This is a genomic window from Streptomyces sp. 7-21 (assembly GCF_016741785.1).
Classification (GTDB): Bacteria; Actinomycetota; Actinomycetes; order Streptomycetales; family Streptomycetaceae; genus Streptomyces.
Genome location: NZ_JAERRL010000001.1, coordinates 210,499 through 227,179 on the forward strand (window position 1 = coordinate 210,499; position 16,681 = coordinate 227,179).

General features: G+C 74.8%; 12 protein-coding genes. 8 read left to right on the forward strand and 4 right to left on the reverse strand.

Annotation, left to right across the window (positions count from 1 at the left end; genetic code table 11):
* Positions 1-33: 33 nt before the first annotated feature.
* Genes JK356_RS00980 through JK356_RS00990 form a run of 3 tightly spaced genes read right to left on the reverse strand, consistent with a single transcriptional unit; the run spans position 34 to position 2,893 of the window.
* Complete coding sequence (locus JK356_RS00980) at positions 34-816, reverse strand: ABC transporter ATP-binding protein (protein ID WP_201865512.1); 783 nt, start codon at positions 814-816, stop codon at positions 34-36.
* On the reverse strand, positions 813-1,655 hold the full coding sequence (locus tag JK356_RS00985) for an ABC transporter permease (RefSeq protein WP_201865513.1): 843 nt from the start codon (positions 1,653-1,655) through the stop codon (positions 813-815). Before JK356_RS00985 ends, JK356_RS00980 begins: the two co-directional genes overlap by 4 nt.
* Positions 1,652-2,893: an ROK family transcriptional regulator gene (locus JK356_RS00990; protein ID WP_201865514.1), complete on the reverse strand. Its 1,242-nt coding sequence runs from the start codon at positions 2,891-2,893 to the stop codon at positions 1,652-1,654. Before JK356_RS00990 ends, JK356_RS00985 begins: the two co-directional genes overlap by 4 nt.
* A gap of 369 nt (positions 2,894-3,262) precedes the next feature.
* Here JK356_RS00990 and JK356_RS00995 point away from each other — a divergent pair, with 369 nt between their 5' ends.
* On the forward strand, positions 3,263-4,582 hold the full coding sequence (locus tag JK356_RS00995; RefSeq protein ID WP_307815349.1) for a family 43 glycosylhydrolase: 1,320 nt from the start codon (positions 3,263-3,265) through the stop codon (positions 4,580-4,582).
* A gap of 78 nt (positions 4,583-4,660) precedes the next feature.
* Here the strand turns inward: JK356_RS00995 and JK356_RS01000 are convergent, their stop codons facing one another.
* Entirely contained in the window at positions 4,661-5,446 is a 786-nt protein-coding gene (locus JK356_RS01000; protein WP_201865515.1) for a polysaccharide lyase family 7 protein, read from the reverse strand.
* Positions 5,447-5,662: 216 nt separating this feature from the next.
* Here JK356_RS01000 and JK356_RS01005 point away from each other — a divergent pair, with 216 nt between their 5' ends.
* The 7 genes from JK356_RS01005 to JK356_RS01035 all read left to right on the forward strand — a co-directional run bounded on the left by JK356_RS01005 (position 5,663) and on the right by JK356_RS01035 (position 16,680).
* Positions 5,663-7,708, forward strand: a complete 2,046-nt coding sequence (locus tag JK356_RS01005) for a serine/threonine-protein kinase (protein WP_201865516.1) — start codon at positions 5,663-5,665, stop codon at positions 7,706-7,708.
* Positions 7,709-7,847: 139 nt separating this feature from the next.
* A complete protein-coding gene (locus tag JK356_RS01010; RefSeq protein ID WP_201865517.1) occupies positions 7,848-8,642 on the forward strand; it encodes an FHA domain-containing protein in 795 nt (264 codons plus the stop codon).
* Positions 8,643-8,736: 94 nt separating this feature from the next.
* Entirely contained in the window at positions 8,737-9,444 is a 708-nt protein-coding gene (locus JK356_RS01015; protein ID WP_201865518.1) for an FHA domain-containing protein, read from the forward strand.
* Positions 9,445-10,024: 580 nt separating this feature from the next.
* Positions 10,025-11,050: a hypothetical protein gene (locus JK356_RS01020; RefSeq protein ID WP_201865519.1), complete on the forward strand. Its 1,026-nt coding sequence runs from the start codon at positions 10,025-10,027 to the stop codon at positions 11,048-11,050.
* A gap of 21 nt (positions 11,051-11,071) precedes the next feature.
* Complete coding sequence (locus tag JK356_RS01025; protein WP_201865520.1) at positions 11,072-12,148, forward strand: ACP S-malonyltransferase; 1,077 nt, start codon at positions 11,072-11,074, stop codon at positions 12,146-12,148.
* 12 nt (positions 12,149-12,160) lie between these two features.
* Complete coding sequence (locus JK356_RS01030) at positions 12,161-13,015, forward strand: ACP S-malonyltransferase (protein ID WP_201865521.1); 855 nt, start codon at positions 12,161-12,163, stop codon at positions 13,013-13,015.
* On the forward strand, positions 13,012-16,680 hold the full coding sequence (locus tag JK356_RS01035) for an SDR family NAD(P)-dependent oxidoreductase (protein WP_201865522.1): 3,669 nt from the start codon (positions 13,012-13,014) through the stop codon (positions 16,678-16,680). The genes JK356_RS01030 and JK356_RS01035 overlap by 4 nt, the downstream gene beginning before the upstream one ends.
* Position 16,681 lies beyond the last annotated feature (1 nt).

Below are 16,681 nucleotides of genomic sequence, written 5' to 3' on the forward strand. Positions count from 1 at the left end.
AAACCGGGAAAAGGAGAGGGGCGGCGGGGACTCTCAGCCGCCGGTGGCGGGGGCGGGCTCCTGGTGGTACACCGCGCGCCAGACGGTGTTGCGGATGCGGGCGAACTCCGGGGACAGACGGACCTCCTCGGTCCGCGGGTAGGGCAGGTCCACGTCCACGACGCGGTGGATCCGGCCGGGCCGGGCCGCCATGACCACCACCCGCCGGGCCAGGTAGACCGCCTCGTCCACGTCGTGGGTGACGAACAGCACCGTGCGGCGTTCCCGGCTCCACGTCTCCAGCAGCTGGTTCTGGAGCTGCACGCGGGTGAGGGCGTCCAGCGCCCCGAACGGCTCGTCCATCAGCAGCACCCGCGGGTCGGCCGCGTAAGCGCGGGCGATGGCGCAGCGCTGCCGCATGCCGCCCGACAGCGTCTTCGGCAGCGCGTCGGCGAAGTCCGTCAGCCCCACCAGCGCGATGGCGCGGTCCGCGCGCCGCCGCCGCTCGCCGGCGGGCAGCGAGGCCAGCTTCAGGCCGAACTCGACGTTGCCGCGCACCGTCAGCCAGGGGAAGAGCGCGTACTGCTGGAAGATCATGCCCCGGTCGGGGCCGGGCCCGGTGACGGGGGCGCCGTCCACCAGCACCTCGCCGGAGGTCGGCTCGTCGAGCCCGGCGGCCAGGTTGAGCAGCGTGCTCTTGCCGCAGCCGGAGGGCCCGACCAGGGTGACGAACTCCTCGTCGGCCACGTCCAGGGTCACGCCGCCCAGCGCGGTGAAGGCTGTCCGGTCCAGCGGGAAGGTCCGCGTAACGTCGCGGAAGGAGATCTTGGGGGTCATCGGCGCTCCTGCCAGCGGGTGAGGCGTCGTTCGGCGAGCAGCAGCACGCGGTCCATCGCCAGGCCGAGCACGCCGATGGTCAGGAGCCCGACAAAGATGGTGGGGAGGTCGTAGTAGATCTGCGCCTGCTGCATGCGGTAGCCCAGGCCCTCCTGGGCGGCGATCAGTTCGGCGGCGACCAGGGTGCTCCACGAGGCGCCCAGGCCGATGCGCATGCCGACGAGGATGAACGGCGCGGAGTAGGGGACGATGACCTTCAGGAAGATCGTGCGGTCCCCGGCGCCGAGCACGCGGGCGGCGTTGATCAGCGTCCGGTCCACGCCGAGCACGCCCTGGAGGGTCGCGACGACGCACGACAGGAACGCTGCCAGGAAGATCACCGTGATCTTGGGGGTCTCGCCGATGCCCAGCAGCACGATGGTCAGCGGGATCAGCGCCAGCGGCGGGATGGTGCGGAAGAACTGCACGTAGGGCTCCAGCAGGCCGCGCGCCAGCGGGTACCAGCCCATCAGGAAGCCGGCCGCCACGGCCGCGAGCGAGCCGAGCGCGAAGCCGGTCAGCACGCGCCGGACGCTGGCCAGGATGTCCTCGGCCAGGGTGCCGTCCCCGGCCAGCTCGCCCGCCTCGGCGAGCACGGCGGCCGGGCCCGGCAGGCCCTGCACGTCCAGCCATGCCAGCACCGCCCAGACGCAGACGCCCAGCACGAGCGCGGCCAGGTTCAGCAGCAGCGCGGACCGCCGTCCGCCGCGCGACCGCTGGGGGCCGCCGCGGGGGCGCCGCTGCTTTCCGGGCGGCGGCTGCGGGGTGAGCGTGCCGGGCGCCGCCTTGGTGCCGCTCATGTGTCCTCCTTCGCGTCCGCCGGTCCGGCGCCGGTCCCGGCGTCGGGGCCGGGGTAGTGGGCCAGCAGCGGTGACTCGCGCAGCACGAGGGCGATGCCGCCGTAGGCGCCCCCGGCGTCGCCGAGCGCCGCCCGGCGCAGGCTGATCCGGTCGCGCATCAGCGGCATCAGGTGCGCGTGAAGCGCCCGCCGCACCGGGCCGAACAGCGCCTCGCCCGCCTCGGTGAGCGCCCCGCCGAGGACGATGACGCTGGGGCCGACCGCGTTGCAGACGGCGGCGAGCACCGTGCCGACGTAGCCGCCGGCGGCCGCCAGCACCTCGCGGGCGACCGGGTCGCCGGCCGCCACGGCCGCCAGGAACGCGGGCATGCCGGGCGCGGTGCCGCCGCGGGACCGGTAGGCGTCGAGGACGGCGCCGACCGACGCGACGGTCTCCAGGCAGCCGGTGCCGCCGCATTCGCAGCGGCGGCCGCCCGGATCGGCCGTGATGTGGCCCAGTTCGCCGGAGAGCCCGTCCACGCCCCGGTGCAGGCCGCCGTCGGCGACGAGGCCGCCGCCGACGCCGTCGGACAGCCGCAGGTACAGCACGTCCTGGTGGCCGGTGGCCACGCCCCACGTCGCCTCGGCGAGTGCGGCCAGGCGGGTGTTGTTGTCCAGCAGCACCGGGGCGCCGAAACGCTTCTCCAGCAACGGCGGCAGCGCGGCGTGCGGGCCGCCGCTCCCGTCACCGCTGTCCTGCTGCCCGGGCCCGGCGGGCGGCCCCACCGGCCCGACGACGCCCACGCCCACGCCGCCCACGGCGCCGAGCGCGGAGAGCCGCACCGTGCCGTCGCCCAGCGAGACGGCGAGCCGTTCGGCCAGCTCCACCCGGCGCGGCCACGGCAGGTCCGGCGGGTGTGTCTCGCTCACCGCCCCGATGACCTCGTGCGCGACGTTGACGGCGGCCACGTGCACGGCGCGGCGCGCGAAGTCGATGCCGACCGCCTGGCCCGCGGCGGGGTTGAGCGTCAGCCGCTCGACCGGGCGCCCGCGCTTGCGGGGGCCGTCGCTGCCGGGGGCGGTGACGATGGCGCCGCTGGCGACCAGCGTGCCGACGATGTCGTACAGCGTGGTGCGGGACAGCGTGGTCCGCTGCCCCAGCTCGGCGCGGCTGAGGGGGCCGTGGCGCCGCAGCAGGCCGAGGACCTTCTGCTCGTGGCTGCGCCGGAGCCGGGAGAGAGGGCCGGGGGAGGTGCGCATGCGGCCGATGATGGGGGCGGCCAGATTTTTTCGTCAACAGCCCGGAAAAAAGTTCATGGCAGGCAACCGGATGTTCGCGAAACGCTGCCAGGCTGGGCGGGGGAGCCGCACCGGGAGGGCGGTGCGGGGGCGTTGCTTCCGGGACGCCTCGTTCCCGCGCGCGGTCCGGCGGGTGGCGTTGTCCGATCGTGATGTCGCGGCGGCGGCTGGTGTGTGCGCGTGACCTGCGCAGATGGCCAGTGCCACGGGTCTGGCGGCGCCGGCGCCGCACCGAAACGGATTTTTCCAGGTGTTGACGAAAATTTGCGGCCGTTCTCATGCTGTGCGGCATGCCATCCGGCCCGACGACCTCGAAGGAGGACGTGACTGGTGACCAGACCTGAGAACGGCGGCGGGGCCGCGAGCCGATCACCCCTGCACCGCCGGACCCTGCTGGCGGCCGCCGGCTCCCTCGGCGCCGTGGCGGCGCTGCCCGGCGGCCGGTACCCGGCCAACTGGCCCGCCCCTGAGCCCTACGGCCTCGCCGACACCCGGCCCGACCTGTGGCCGCGCGAGGACAACTCCTTCGTCCTGCCGCTGGAGCTGCGCCCCCGCGACGAGGACCATGGCCGGGTCTGGATGCGCGACACCTACGTCAACTGCTTCACGGTGGGCGGCCGTCCGCTGTACGTCGCCACTGGCACCACCCGGGTGCCGGGCCTGGACGTGGCCGCCCCGTGGAACGACGGCATCTTCGTGTGGACCGCGCCGGCGCTGCACGGCCCGTGGCGCCTGGCCGACACCACCGGCATCCGGCCCGGTGCCGAAAAGGGCAAGGTGTGGTCGCCGGAGTTCGCCGGCGAGAACCGTCCCGGGCGCACGGTCGTCGCGCCGTGGCAGGAGTACTGGTACGACGAGGAGTTCGGCAAGCGCGGCCAGGTGTGGGCGCCGGAGCTGCACTACTTCCGCGGCACCTGGTACCTCGTGGCCTGCATGGGCGACCACTCCCGGAAGGTCGGCTCGTTCCTGCTGATCAGCGAGGGCGGCGTCGAGGGCCCGTACCGGCTCGCCGCGGGCAACGCGGACAAGCCGTTCGGCGAAGCCTTCACCGGCGGGCCGGACTTCATCGAGCCCGGCGCCTACCACCACATCGACGGCAGCATGTACACCGAGGGCGACGACGCCTGGCTGGTGCTCCACAACCACCTGTACGCCCGGTTCCGGGACGACATGGAGGACATCGTCCCGGCGGTGAACCTGCCGGAGTTCCAGCAGACGCGGTACGAGCCCGAGCCGTACCTGGAGGGCGCCTACGTCTTCCGGCACGGCGGCAAGTACTACCTGCTGCAGGCCGCCTGGAACCGGGCCTCGGCCAACCCGGACGGCAGCACCCGCTACGCCTACGACAACCCCGGCCCGGGCCGCACCCAGTACCAGTACGACGCGGTCGTCGCCGTCGCCGACTCCTTCGAGGGCCCCTACTCCCCGCGCTGGACGGCGGGCGTCGGCGCGGGCCACAACAACTTCTTCCGGGACCACCACGGCGGGCTGTGGGCGACGTTCTTCCGCAACCCGGTGGCCGGTTACTGGTCCGATCCGGCCCGCGTGGGCGACGCCGCCGTCCCCGGCGTCGTCCGCGTCGAGTGGACCGGCCCGCGCGGCAACCGGCTCTACGTCCAGCGCCGCCCCGGACACCGGCCCGCTGCCTGACGCACCGTCGGCGACGCGCGCCGGGCCCGCGGCGGCGGGCCCGGCGCGCGGTGCCGCCAGGTTCCGGCCAGGCGCTGGTCAGCCGGAGTGGCTGACCTCGAGCGCGGATATGTGCACCTCGCCGTAGTTGTCCTCGTCGCAGGGGCCGGAGTTGCCGCAGTTGGCCTGCGTGTAGGCCCCTGCCTTGAAGTAGTTGCTGTCGTCCTCGTGCGAGATCGTCGTCTCCAGCTGCCCGTTGTAGTACACGTCGATCTCGCCGTCCTCCGCGACAAACGCGGCGTCGAACGGCGTGCCCAGCTCGTAGTCGTCGGTGACGAGGTGGTGGTTGGAGTCGTCACCGTCGGTGATGTACAGGCTGTCGCCCTCCAGCCGGAACGTCGTCACGTCGTCGTCCCCGCCGTGCACCTGCGCGCCGACGACCTCGGGCTTGTCGTTGGGCAGCGCCATGAACGCCAGGGTCAGCTCCATGGTGTGGGTGCCGTCCGTGGTGGACCAGCTCGCCAGGTCCTCGCCGTCCGCCGTCATCTCCCGCAGCTCCGAGCGCGGGTAGCTGGAGCCGCCCGTCGTCACCCCGTTGACGGCGGCGCGGAACTCCACCGCGCCGCAGTCCTCGCTGGCCTCGAACCACGGCGCCACCGCGAAGGTGTCCAGTTCGGGCTGCTCGATCTCGGTGGGGTCCTCCTCCTCGCCGGTGGGCAGGGTGAGCTTCCACCCCGTCAGGTCCAAAACGTCCGCCGGGTAGGCGCACTGGGCGGGGCCGGCCTGCCCGGGAGCGGGAGCGCCCGCCTGTGCGGGCAGCCCCAGCGCGGCGGTCACCGCGGCCGCGGCGACGCCCGCCAGAACGAGGGTCCGCATACGTGCCATCACAAGGGCTCCTTCCTCCGGTTCCCGGGTACCGTAGGCCGCTCGCGCCGAGACCCCTCTCACCCGTCACAGTGACGGAGCGTCAAATTTTGGCCATGGATCCGGGCGGTGAGGACGTGCGGTGAGAAACTGTGTACTGTCCGCCGTACGCAGCGAGGTCCGGTCCGGACGTGGTCGAGCGGCCGCGCGTGCCGGGCCAGGGGTGAGGGGAGAACCGTGCGTCCCGGAGACAGGTTCGCCGGCCGGTACGTGCTGACGGAGGTCATCGGCGCGGGCCGGAACGGCGACGTGTGGCTCGCGCACGACGAGGTGCTCGGGCAGGACGTCGCCCTCAAGCCGGCGCGCGCCGAGGGCGACCGCGAAGCGGCGTCACGGCGGCTGCTCGGCGAGCCCCGGGCCCTGGCCAAACTCCGGGACCACCCGAACGTCGTCACCCTGTACGACGTGGTGGCCGCGCCCTCGCCCGGAGAGCACGAGCCAACGCACTGGTTCGTCATGGAACGCGTCCCCGGCGGCGGGCTGGACCAGCATCCTCCGATGCCGCCGCGCCGCGCCGCCCGCATCGGCGCCGAGCTGGCCGACGCGCTCGCCGCGCTGCACGAGGAAGGCATCGTGCACTGCGACGTGAAGCCCGCCAACGTCGGCCTGACCCGGCGCGGCACCGCCAAACTGCTCGACTTCGGTGCCGCCTACCGCGTCGGCGGCACCGAAACCGTCACCGCCAACGGCCCGTTCAGCTTCACCCCGGACTTCGCCGCCCCCGAACTGGCCCGGGGCAGCATCCCCCGGCCCGCCTCCGACGTCTTCTGCCTGGGCGCCACGCTCTACGCGCTCGTCACCGGCTCGCCCCCGCGCGGCGAGGACCTGGAGGACCTGGACGACCTCGACGACCTGGACGACGAGACCGGCGAGGCCAGCGAAGACGACGGCGCGGACGAGGAGGACGCCGAGCGCCTGGCGCACTGGAAGGCCGAGCAGGGCATCGTGGAGATGGACGCCGACGCCGCCGGGCCGCTGTACCCGGTGCTGTCCGCCATGCTGCGGCGCGACCCGCGGCAGCGCCCCAGCGCCGCCGAGGCCGCCCGGCTCCTCGCGGCCGTCGCGGAACCCGCCCCCGGCACCGCCCCCGGCACCGTCCCCGTCCCGGCCGGCACCGCCGCGGACACCCCCGCGGACGCGCCCGCAGCCGAGGCCGGCACCGGCGCCGGCGGCGACGTCACCCCGGCACCCGGTGACGCCCAGGACCCGCCGCCCCGGCGCCCGGCGCGGCGGCGCTGGCTGCTGCTGGCCGCCGCCGTCGCCGCCGCGCTGGCCGCCGGCCTGCTCACCCTCCCCGGCGCCGGCCGCGACGGGCCGTCCGGCGCCGCCCACGAGCAGGACGACGGCCCGCCCTCGCTGTTCGGCGACCCGCGCACCGCCGACGTGTGCGCGCTGTCCGACGACTCCGTCCTGGAACGCTTCGGCCACACGCGGGTGGACGTCGACTACGGCAACTTCAACCGCTGCGACGTGCTGATCCGCCCCGACGACGAGACCCGCATCGACGTGGAGGTCTCGCTGCGCAACAGCGCGCCGTCCGAGCTGTCGCCTCCGGTGTACACGGTCGGCGGCGTCAGCGTCGTCGAGCTGCCGTCCGACGACGACGAGTGCGAACTGCTCGTGCTGCCGCCCGAGGACCGCGCCGACGGCATCGTCGTCGGCATCCGCGCCAACGAGGCCGAGGGCACGGTCACCGGCGGCGGCGTCGCGCTGTGCTCGGTCGCCGACGAGGCCGCCCGTGCCGCCGCCACCACGCTCGCCAGCGGCCCGCTGCCGCGCCGTTCCCCGCCCTACCCCGACTCCTCCCTGGTCTGGCAGAACGCCTGCGACCTGGTCGACGACGACGCGCCGTCCGCCGTACCCGGCCTGGCGGGGCAGGAACCGGAGACCGGCGTGGCCGGCTGGAGCTGCGAGTGGACCGGCGGCGAGCGCGGCCTGGAGGCCGGGGTGCGGTTCCACCGCGACCAGCTGGAGCAGTTCCCCAAGGTCGCGCAGGACCACTTCCGCTCCCACGGCTACGACGCCTACGTGGAAGAGGGCGGCGACGGCGACGAGACCTGCACCGTCTACGTCGTCTACCGCGAGTACGACGGCCGCGACGGCAAACCCGCCGCCGAGGTCGTGCGCGTGCATGTCAGAGGACCCCACGACCCCATGCCGGAGCTGTGCGGCATGGCCAGCGAGCTCGCCGCCTCCGCCGCCAGCGGCCTGCCCGCGCGGTGACGGCGCGGCACGGCCGGCGCCGCGGCAACCCCGGCGACCCGGCGACCCGGCGACCCGGCGATGCCGCCCGGGAGGGCTCCCGGGCACCGCGCCCCATACTGAAAGGCTGCGGTCAGCACCAGCCCGAAGGAGAACGGAGATGAGTGCCCGCCGTCCCCCCAGCCTGGCACGCCTCTCACCCGGCGACCGGCCGTCCTCCCAGCCCGGCACGCTCCACGCCCGCTCCCTGGCGGGCGGCATCCGCGTCGCCCCCGCCCCCGGCCGCACCATCCGGTTCGGCCGCGGCGGCAAACCCGACACCCACCTCCAGGTCGGCCGCGACGACACCCACGTCAGCCGCCGCCACGGCGAACTCACCTACCGGGGCCGGAACTGGTGGCTGCGCAACACCGGGCAGCAGCTGCTGCGCCTGCCGCGCGGCCAGCTCATGCACGCCGCCACCGAACCGATCCCGCTGTCCGCCGGGTACACGCCCGTCTTCGTGCGCGGCTCCGGCTACCGCGAGCACCTGGTCGAGCTGTACGTGACCGACTACGACGACGACGGCCCGGGCGCCAAGGAAACGGCCCTCACCGTCGCCCCGAAGCGGTGGCCGCTGTCCGACGACGAGCGGCTGGCCCTCATCGTGATCGGCCAGGAGTACCTGCGGTACGACCCCGAGCCGCGGCCGCTGGTGTACCGGCGGGCGGTGGCGCAGCTGCGGGCGCTCCAGCCCGAGTACGGCTGGACCAAGCGCAAGGTCGAGGACCGCGTCGCCGCCGTGCGCCGGCGGCTGCACGAGGCCGGGACCGTGCGCGCCAAGCTCGTGCGCGACGAGGACGACGACGCCTGCGACTCGACCCTGATGCACAACCTGCTGCGGGAGCTGGTGGAGTCCACCACGCTCGTGCCGCCGGACCTCGAAGTGCTGGACCGGGGCCTGGAAGCGGACTGAGACAACCCGGCCCTCCCCCGGCAGCGGCCCGGGGGAGGGGTCCCGCGCGCCCGCCGGACAGTGGTGGCTAGCCGCCACGTGAAGGAGTCCGGAGATGAGGCGTCCCCGCAGCCTGGCCCACGGCGTCCCGTGTTCCCGGACCGGCACGCTGCACGCCAGCTCGGCCACGTGCCGGATCACGGCGGCGCCCGCGCCCGGCCTGGTGGTGCGGTTCGGCCGCGGCGAGCGCCCGGAGACCGACCTGCGCGTCGGCGGTGACGACCGCCGGGTCAGCCGCCGCCAGGGCGAACTCACCTTCTACGGCGGCCGCTGGTGGCTGCGGAACACCGGCCAGGGGCCGCTGCGGCTGCCCGGCGGCGAGCCGCTGTGCCCCCTCGCCCGGCCGCTGCCGCTCGCCGACGGGTACACGCCCGTCTTCGTGCGCGGCTCCGGCTACCGCGAATACCTGGTCGAGCTGTACGTCAGCGGCGGGGTGTCCGGTGCCCGGCACGCCCGGCCGCTGTGCCGGCTCAGCGACGACGAACGGCTCCTCCTCGTCGTCCTGGGCCAGCGCTATCTGCGCTGCGAGCCCCGGCCGCGCCCGCTGCCGCGCCGCGCGGCGCTGCACCAGCTGCGGTTCCTGCGGCCCCGGACCGACTGGGAGTCGCCCGGCATCGACGCCCGGACCGCGTCCGTCGCTGCCCGCCTGGCCGCTGAGGCGGGCACGCCCGCCTCCCTGCATGACCTGCTGACCGCCCTGGTGACCTCGGCGACCCTGGTGCCCACCGACCTCGCCCTGCTCGACCGCGAGCTGCCCGGCTGACCGTATGCGCGGGCAAACCAGCGGGACAAGCAGGCAGTTCCGCTTCCCCGGGAGCTCCCTCCGGGCGCCCGAAAGGGCAGGGGGCAAACGGCGCATGCCGGGCGTCTGAACGCGCCGCAGATACCCGGTCAGGACAAAACCGCCCGCCGCCCGGCCCGGCTCACCAGCGCGGACGCCGCCACCGCCGGCCCCCAGCGCGGCCGTGCGGCCCGCGTTCCCGCAGCTCAGCGGCCGCGCCCGGCGCCCCGGAGGCCCAGTCCCCGCGCCGTGCCCGGAAATCGCTCTCGATTCGTTGACCGGCGGTCGCGGCGGCTGACATCTTCACGCCCACAAGCACATGTACGACAGTTCGCCATCGATCCGCCGTCGCACATCCACGACCGCAGTCGCTGGCCCGCCCGCGCGACCGCCGCCGACCGTCCCACGGGGGAACGCCGCGGCGCGAGCCGCGCACCCGTCTTCTGATCGCGCGCCCCGACGCCCGCGCGTACGGCGCTGTACCCCGCCGGCCGTGGCACCGCGATCCGCGGCCCGCCCACCTGAGCAGCCGGGCTCGCACCGTTACCGAACGGAGGTCCCGTTGCCTGTCGACCGGATGATCACGCTGCCCGACGTGGACCGGATCCGCACCCGCGATCCGAACAACCACCTCCACTGCCGCAAGACCCAGCTGCTCGCCTACGCCGGCAGCCGCAGCCCCTGGACCGACCTGCTGATGTACGGGGCGCTCGGCTCCACCAGCGCCATCTACCGCCACTGCTACCTGCACGGCGAGGACCGCTGGGCCTTCGAGACGCCGTACGTGACCGACGCGGACCTGCGGCTGCTGGGCTTCGAGGTCCAGACGGCCGGGCGCGTGGACCTGGCCCGCTTCGAGGCCGAGCTGCCCGAGTACCTCGCCGCCGGGCAGCCGGTGTTCTTCTATGCGCCCCGGCACCACTTCCCGCACTGGGTCGAGTTCATGCGCCGCGCCGGCACCCTGCCGGAGGAGTACGAGCTGCTGCACTCGTACCTCGTCTGCGGCGTCAGCGACAGCGGCGTGCTGCTGGTCGACAACACCACCGACGACCACGAGTACGTCCCGCTGACCGTCAGCTGGGACGTGCTGCGCGAGGGCTACGCCAGCGAACCGGCCCGCTGGTTCACCGGCTGCGCCACCGTCAGGCAGGTCTCCGGGCCGGACCGGTCGGCGTTCGAGGAGGCCTACCGCGACTTCCTGTCCCACTACCGCGACGGCTTCGAGCTCTACGACGTCATCGCCGACAACCTCGTCACCGAACGCGCGTCGGCCGCCGCGCCGTACCGCGCCCCCAGCGTCAACAGCCTGGCCCTGCTCGCCGGTTCGCGGACGCTGTTCAGCCGCTTCCTGGCCCACACCCGCCACGGCGAGCGGGTCAGGTCCGCCTACGCCCGCGTCGCGCAGCTCGCCACCGTGCTGTCCGACCGGGTCAGCGCCTACCAGGCCGGGCTGCCCGCGCTGCCCGTGGACCGCATCCGCCGCGGCCTGGCGCAGCTGAAGCTGCGCGAGCAGCGGGCGGCACGGCTGCTGGCCGCCGAGGCGGCCGGGCTGCCGCAGCTCCTGCCGGTCGCCGACGGCGTCCGGTAGCCGCACCCCCTCAGGAGAGACGTGCGACCGATCTACCTGTTCAGCGGACTGGCGGGCATGCAGGGCCCGCCCCTGGCCGCGCTCCGCGCCCTGTACCAGCGGCCCGGGAACGCCCGGTACTTCACCACCGCGGCCGACGCCATCGCCGGCGTGCTCGACCACGTCGGCGAGGACGCCTACCGCCCCGCACTGCCCGGCGGCATCCCGCTGACCGCCTGGCTGCGCGGCGCCGCGCCCGACCCGGCCGCGCTCCAGCACTCCATCATCGACGGCCTGTTCGCCCACCTCTACCAGCTGTGCCTGCTCCAGCCCGCCGCCGGCGGCGGCGCCGCGGCCCGCGGCCGGCTGGGACCGGTGGCCGCCATCGGCCACAGCATGGGACTGATCGGCGCCGTCGCCGCCGCGATGCGGATCACCAGCCGCCGGCGCTACACCGAGCTGTGCCGCGACCTGATCGCGATGACCGCCCTCACCCTGATCCGCTGCCACCAGCTCGCGCCGCCGCCGCAGGGCGACGCCACCCCGATGGCGGCCGTGCGGGGCGTGCCGGCCGCCGAGCTGCGCGCGATGACCGCCGGCACCGGCGTCCACCTGGCCCTGACCAACTCCAGCCGCTCCCACGTGCTGGCCGGCGACCCCGCCGACCTGGCCGCGCTGCGGGAGCGCCACGCGCAGCGGCTGGCCGGGCCGGGGGTGCGCTGGGCCTACCTGCGCGCCACCGCCGCCTTCCACACGCCGCTGCTGGCACCCGCGGTGCGCACGGCGCTGGCGGAGCGGCACCTGATGACGCACCCGCTGCGCGGCGAGGCGCTGGCCGTGCCGGTGTACGTCGCCGACGGCAGCGCCGGCGGGGTCAACCTCCAGCACCGCGGCGACCTGCTGCCCGACCTGCTCGGGCACGCCGTCTCCCGCCCGCTGCACTGGCCCGCCACCGTCCGCACCGCCGTCGAGGACGCCCGCCCCGACCAGGTCGTCGACTTCGGACCGGGCCCCTCGGCCCGCCTGTTCACCCGGGAATGCCTGCGCGGCAGCCACGACGGCCTGCGCTACCGCAGCGTCCCCGAACCCACCGCCGCCAGTTCAGGGCCGTCAGTCTAAGGAGCGTTGCACATGCACTGTCTGGTCTTCCCCGGCCAGGGCGTACAGCGCGCGGGCATGGGCGCGGAACTCTTCGAGCGGTACCCGCGGCAGACGGCCGAGGCGAGCGAGCTGCTCGGCTACTCCGTGGCCCGCCTGTGCCGCGACAACCCCGGCGACCGGCTCGCCGACACCCGCTTCGCCCAGCCCGCCGTCTACCTCGTCAACGCGCTGGCCTGGCTGGAACGCGAACGCGCCGGCCACCGCTACGACTACTTCGCCGGGCACAGCCTGGGCGAGTTCAACGCGCTGGTGGCCGCCGGCGTCCTGGACCTGATGGACGGCCTGGCGCTGGTGCGCCGCCGCGCCGAGCTGATGGCCACCATCACCAACGGCGCCATGGCGGCCGTGGTCGGCATGCCGCCCGAACGGGTCGAGGCCACGCTGCACGGCGCCGGCCTCAACATGGTGCACGTCGCCAACCGCAACAGCGACCAGCAGGTCACGGTCGCCGGCGAGCGGCGGCAGCTGGGCCTGGCCGTCAAGGCGCTGCGCGCCCGCGGCGCCCGGGTGCTGCCGGTGGCCGTCAGCGGCCCGTTCCACACCCCGCTGATGGCCCCGGCCGGGCGGGCGTTCGCCGCCGAGCTGCGCACCCGCGAGTTCCGCCCCGGCCACACCCCCGTGATCTCCAGCGTCACCGGCGCCGAGTTCGACCCGGCCCAGGCGGTCCGGCTGCTCAGCTCGCAGATCGACCGGCCCGTGGAGTGGGTGCGCACGGTCCGCGCCCTGCGCGCCGCCGGCGTCGGCCACTTCGACGAGGTCAACGGCACCACCCTGACCGCCTTCATCGCCCGCATCACCGCACCCACCACGCAGGAGCGCGTATGACCACGGACATCGCCGTCACCGGACTGTCGGTCGAGGTGCCGGACGCGGCCGACCAGCACGCCTTCTGGGACATCATCCGCACCGGCCGCAGCCTTACCCGCCCCTTCCCGGCGCAGCGCCGCCGCGAGGTCGAGGAATACCTGCGCTACTACTGGGAGTCGGCGCTGGTGCCGGATGACGAGGACGGCGTGGAGTTCCACGACGGCAGCTTCCTGGAACGCGTCGACCTGTTCGACCACGCCTTCTTCGGCATGTCCCCCAAGCAGGCCGCCGTCACCGACCCCCACCAGCGGCTCCTGCTGCGCACCGCCTACCGCGCGCTGGAGGACGCCGGCTACACCGGCGGCCGCCTCGCCGGCAGCCGCACCGGCGTGTACGTCGGCTACGCGGGCAACCCCGGCTGGTCCTACCTGGAGTACTTCACCCGCATCGACCCTGCGCTGGGGCAGCTGGGCCTGACCGGCAACATCGTGACGATGCTGGCCAACCGGCTGTCGTACCTGTACGACCTGCGCGGCCCCAGCATGGTGATCGACAGCGCCTGCTCGGCCTCGCTGGCCGCGCTGCACCAGGCGCGGGCCGGGCTGCTGCTGGGCGACTGCGACATGGCTGTGGTGGCCGGCACGCGGATCGTGCTGGCGCCGATGCGGCACCCGCACACCCGGATCGGCATCGAGTCGTCCGACGGCGTGACCCGCACCTTCGACGAGAGCGCGGACGGCACCGGCTTCGGCGAGGGATCGGGCGCCGTCGTGCTCAAGCGGCTGGACCGGGCGCTCGCCGACGGCGACCAGGTGTACGCCGTCATCAAGGGCAGCGCCGTCAACCACGACGGCCACTCCGAGATGATGACCGCGCCCGACGCCGCCGCCCAGGCGGATCTGCTGGAGGCCGCCTGGCGGAACGCGGGCGCGGACCCGCGCGGCATCGGCTACCTGGAGGTGCACGGCACCGCCACCAAGGTCGGCGACCCGGTCGAGTTCGAGGGCCTGCGGCGGGCGTTCGCCGCCCGCACCCGCGACCGCCGGTTCTGCGCGGTCGGCTCGGTGAAGGCCAACATCGGCCACCTCTTCGAGGGGTCCGGCGTGATGGGCGTCATCAAGACCGCCCTGGCGCTGCGCCACCGCACCATCCCGCCACTGGCCAACTACACCCGGCCCAACAGCGCGCTCGACCTGGCGGAGGGCCCGGTGTACGTGCCGCTCCAGGCACGCGAGTGGCCCGAGCCCGACGGCGGCGGGCCGCGCCGCGCCGGCGTCAGCGCGTTCGGCCTGGGCGGCACCAACGCCCACGTGGTGCTGGAGGAGTTCGTCCCCGCCGCCGCGGGCCCCGCGCCCGCGCCGGCCGGCCCGGCCACCGGCACGCCGCCCTACCTGTTCACGCTCAGCGCGGCCAGCGAGGCGTCGCTCGCCCGGCTCGTCACCCGCTACCGCGAGGCCCTCGACGCGGGCGAGATCACCGGCAGCATCCGCGACGTGTGCTACACGTCCAACGTCTCCCGCGCCGGGCACCCGCACCGCCTCGCCTACACCGTCGGCAGCCTGCCCGCGCTGCGGGCAGCGCTGGCCGCTACCGAGGCCGGCGAGGTGCCGGAGGCCGCCACCACCCCCGCCGCCCGCGACTGGGCCAGCGGCGCCGGCACCGACCTGCTGGCGCAGTACGAGGGCCCCCGGCCCCGCACCGTGCACCTGCCGCCGTACCAGTTCGACGAGACCCGCGCCTGGGTCGACTTCCCCGGCGACTGGCGCGACCGGTTCGCGCTGGCCGGGCCGCAGCAGACCCATCCCCGCACCCACGCCGTGGAGTTCACGCCCGCTGATCCGGCCCCCGCCGCGGCGGAGGCCGCCGGCCCGGACGACGGGCAGCCCGCCCGCGTGATGGCGCTGGCCGCTCCGGCTGCCGCCGCCACCCTGGCCGCCGCGCTGCCGCTGGACGCCGAGGTGCGCGTCCCGTGCACCACCGAGGAGCAGCTGGAGGAACTCGCCGACGAACTCGTCGACGGCGGCTACACCCACCTGGTGTACGCGGCGGCCTGGGACGCCGAACCGGCCGCGGACCCCAAGGAGCTGGACCGCCGCGTCGACGCCCACCTGCTCGGCCTGTTCCACGTGGCGAAGGCACTGATGCACGCCGGCGCCCGGCTCGACCTGGTCGTGCTGACCCGGCGGGCGCTGGCCGTCACCCCCGGCGAGGCGGGCACCGTCCCCGAACACGCCGCGCTCGGCGGGCTAGCCAAGGGCATCGCCCGCGAATACCCCTACGTCACCGTCCGGCTGCTCGACACCGACGACGAGGTGCCCGCCGACCGGCTGCGCGCCGAGATCCTCGCCCCGCAGGCCGGCGTGTTCGCGCTGCGCGGCACCGCCAAGTACCGCGAGTCCTTCGCCGAACTGCCCGAGATCCCGGCCGTCCGCGAGGCGTACCTGCGGCCCGGCGGCGCCTACCTGATCACCGGCGGCCTGGGCGGCATCGGCCTGGCCACCGCCCGTCACTTCGCGGCCGCCGCCCCCGGCATCCACCTGTACCTGCTCGGCCGCACCGCCGTGCCGCCGCGCGAGGAGTGGGACGCTATCGCCGCCGACCCGCAGCACCCCGCCGCCGAACGGGTCGCCGCCCTGCGGGAGATCGCCGCGCTCGGCGCCGAGGTGCACCCGGTGGCCGCCGACGTCGCCGACGAGGCCGCGCTGGCCGGCGCGCTCGATGCCATCTGCGCCGCGCACGGCCGGCTCGACGGCATCGTGCACGCCGCCGGGGTGCCCGGCGACAACCTCATCGCCTACCGCGACGCCGCCGGCTTCACCTCCGTGCTGCGGCCCAAGCTGCGCGGCGCGTTCCTGCTGCACCACCTCACGCGCGACGACCGGCCCGACTTCGTGCTCCACATGTCGTCCGTGGCCGCCGTCTTCCCCGCGCTCGGGCAGGCCGACTACGCCGCCGCCAACTTCTGCCTGGACCACCTGGCCCGCACCCTCGACACCCCTGAGCACCGCGTCGTCAGCGTCCAGTGGGTGTCCTGGCGCGAGACCGGCATGGCCGTCGCGGCAGGCACCAACGACGACCTGGCGTTCCGCTCGCTGCGCACCGACGACGGCCTGGCCCTGATCGACGCCGCGCTGCGCGGCGACCGGGCCGGGTTCTTCGCCGGCGAGGTCAACTACACCAGCGAGCTGATGAGCGTGCTGCCGTCGTACCCCGTCGCCCTCGAACCCGTCATCGAGCAGAAGATCGAGGCGGGCATGGCGGCCCTTCAGGAGCGCATCAACCGGCGGATCGCGCGCATCCGCGACGCCGTGGCGGCCACCGAGGTGAAACTCACCGGCCGGCCCGGCGGCGACTACACCGACCGGGAATGGCTCGTCGGCCGCTGCCTGGCACACGCGCTCGGCCACACCGAGATCGACGTGCACACCGACTTCCGCGACCTGGGCGGCGACTCGCTGATGGCGCTCACCATCGGCAGCAACATCTCCGCCTGCCTGGGCCGCCAGTTCGACACCGTCGACCTGATGAGCGAACGCACCGTCACCGCCGTCGCCCGGCTCATCGAGACCAAGTACGACGCCGCCGCAGACGGCTTCTTGGACGGAGACCTGGACGCGGATCTGGAGGCCGGCGCCGACGACGACGCCTGGCTCGACGACCTGCTGGCCGGGCCCGGGAGCTGAC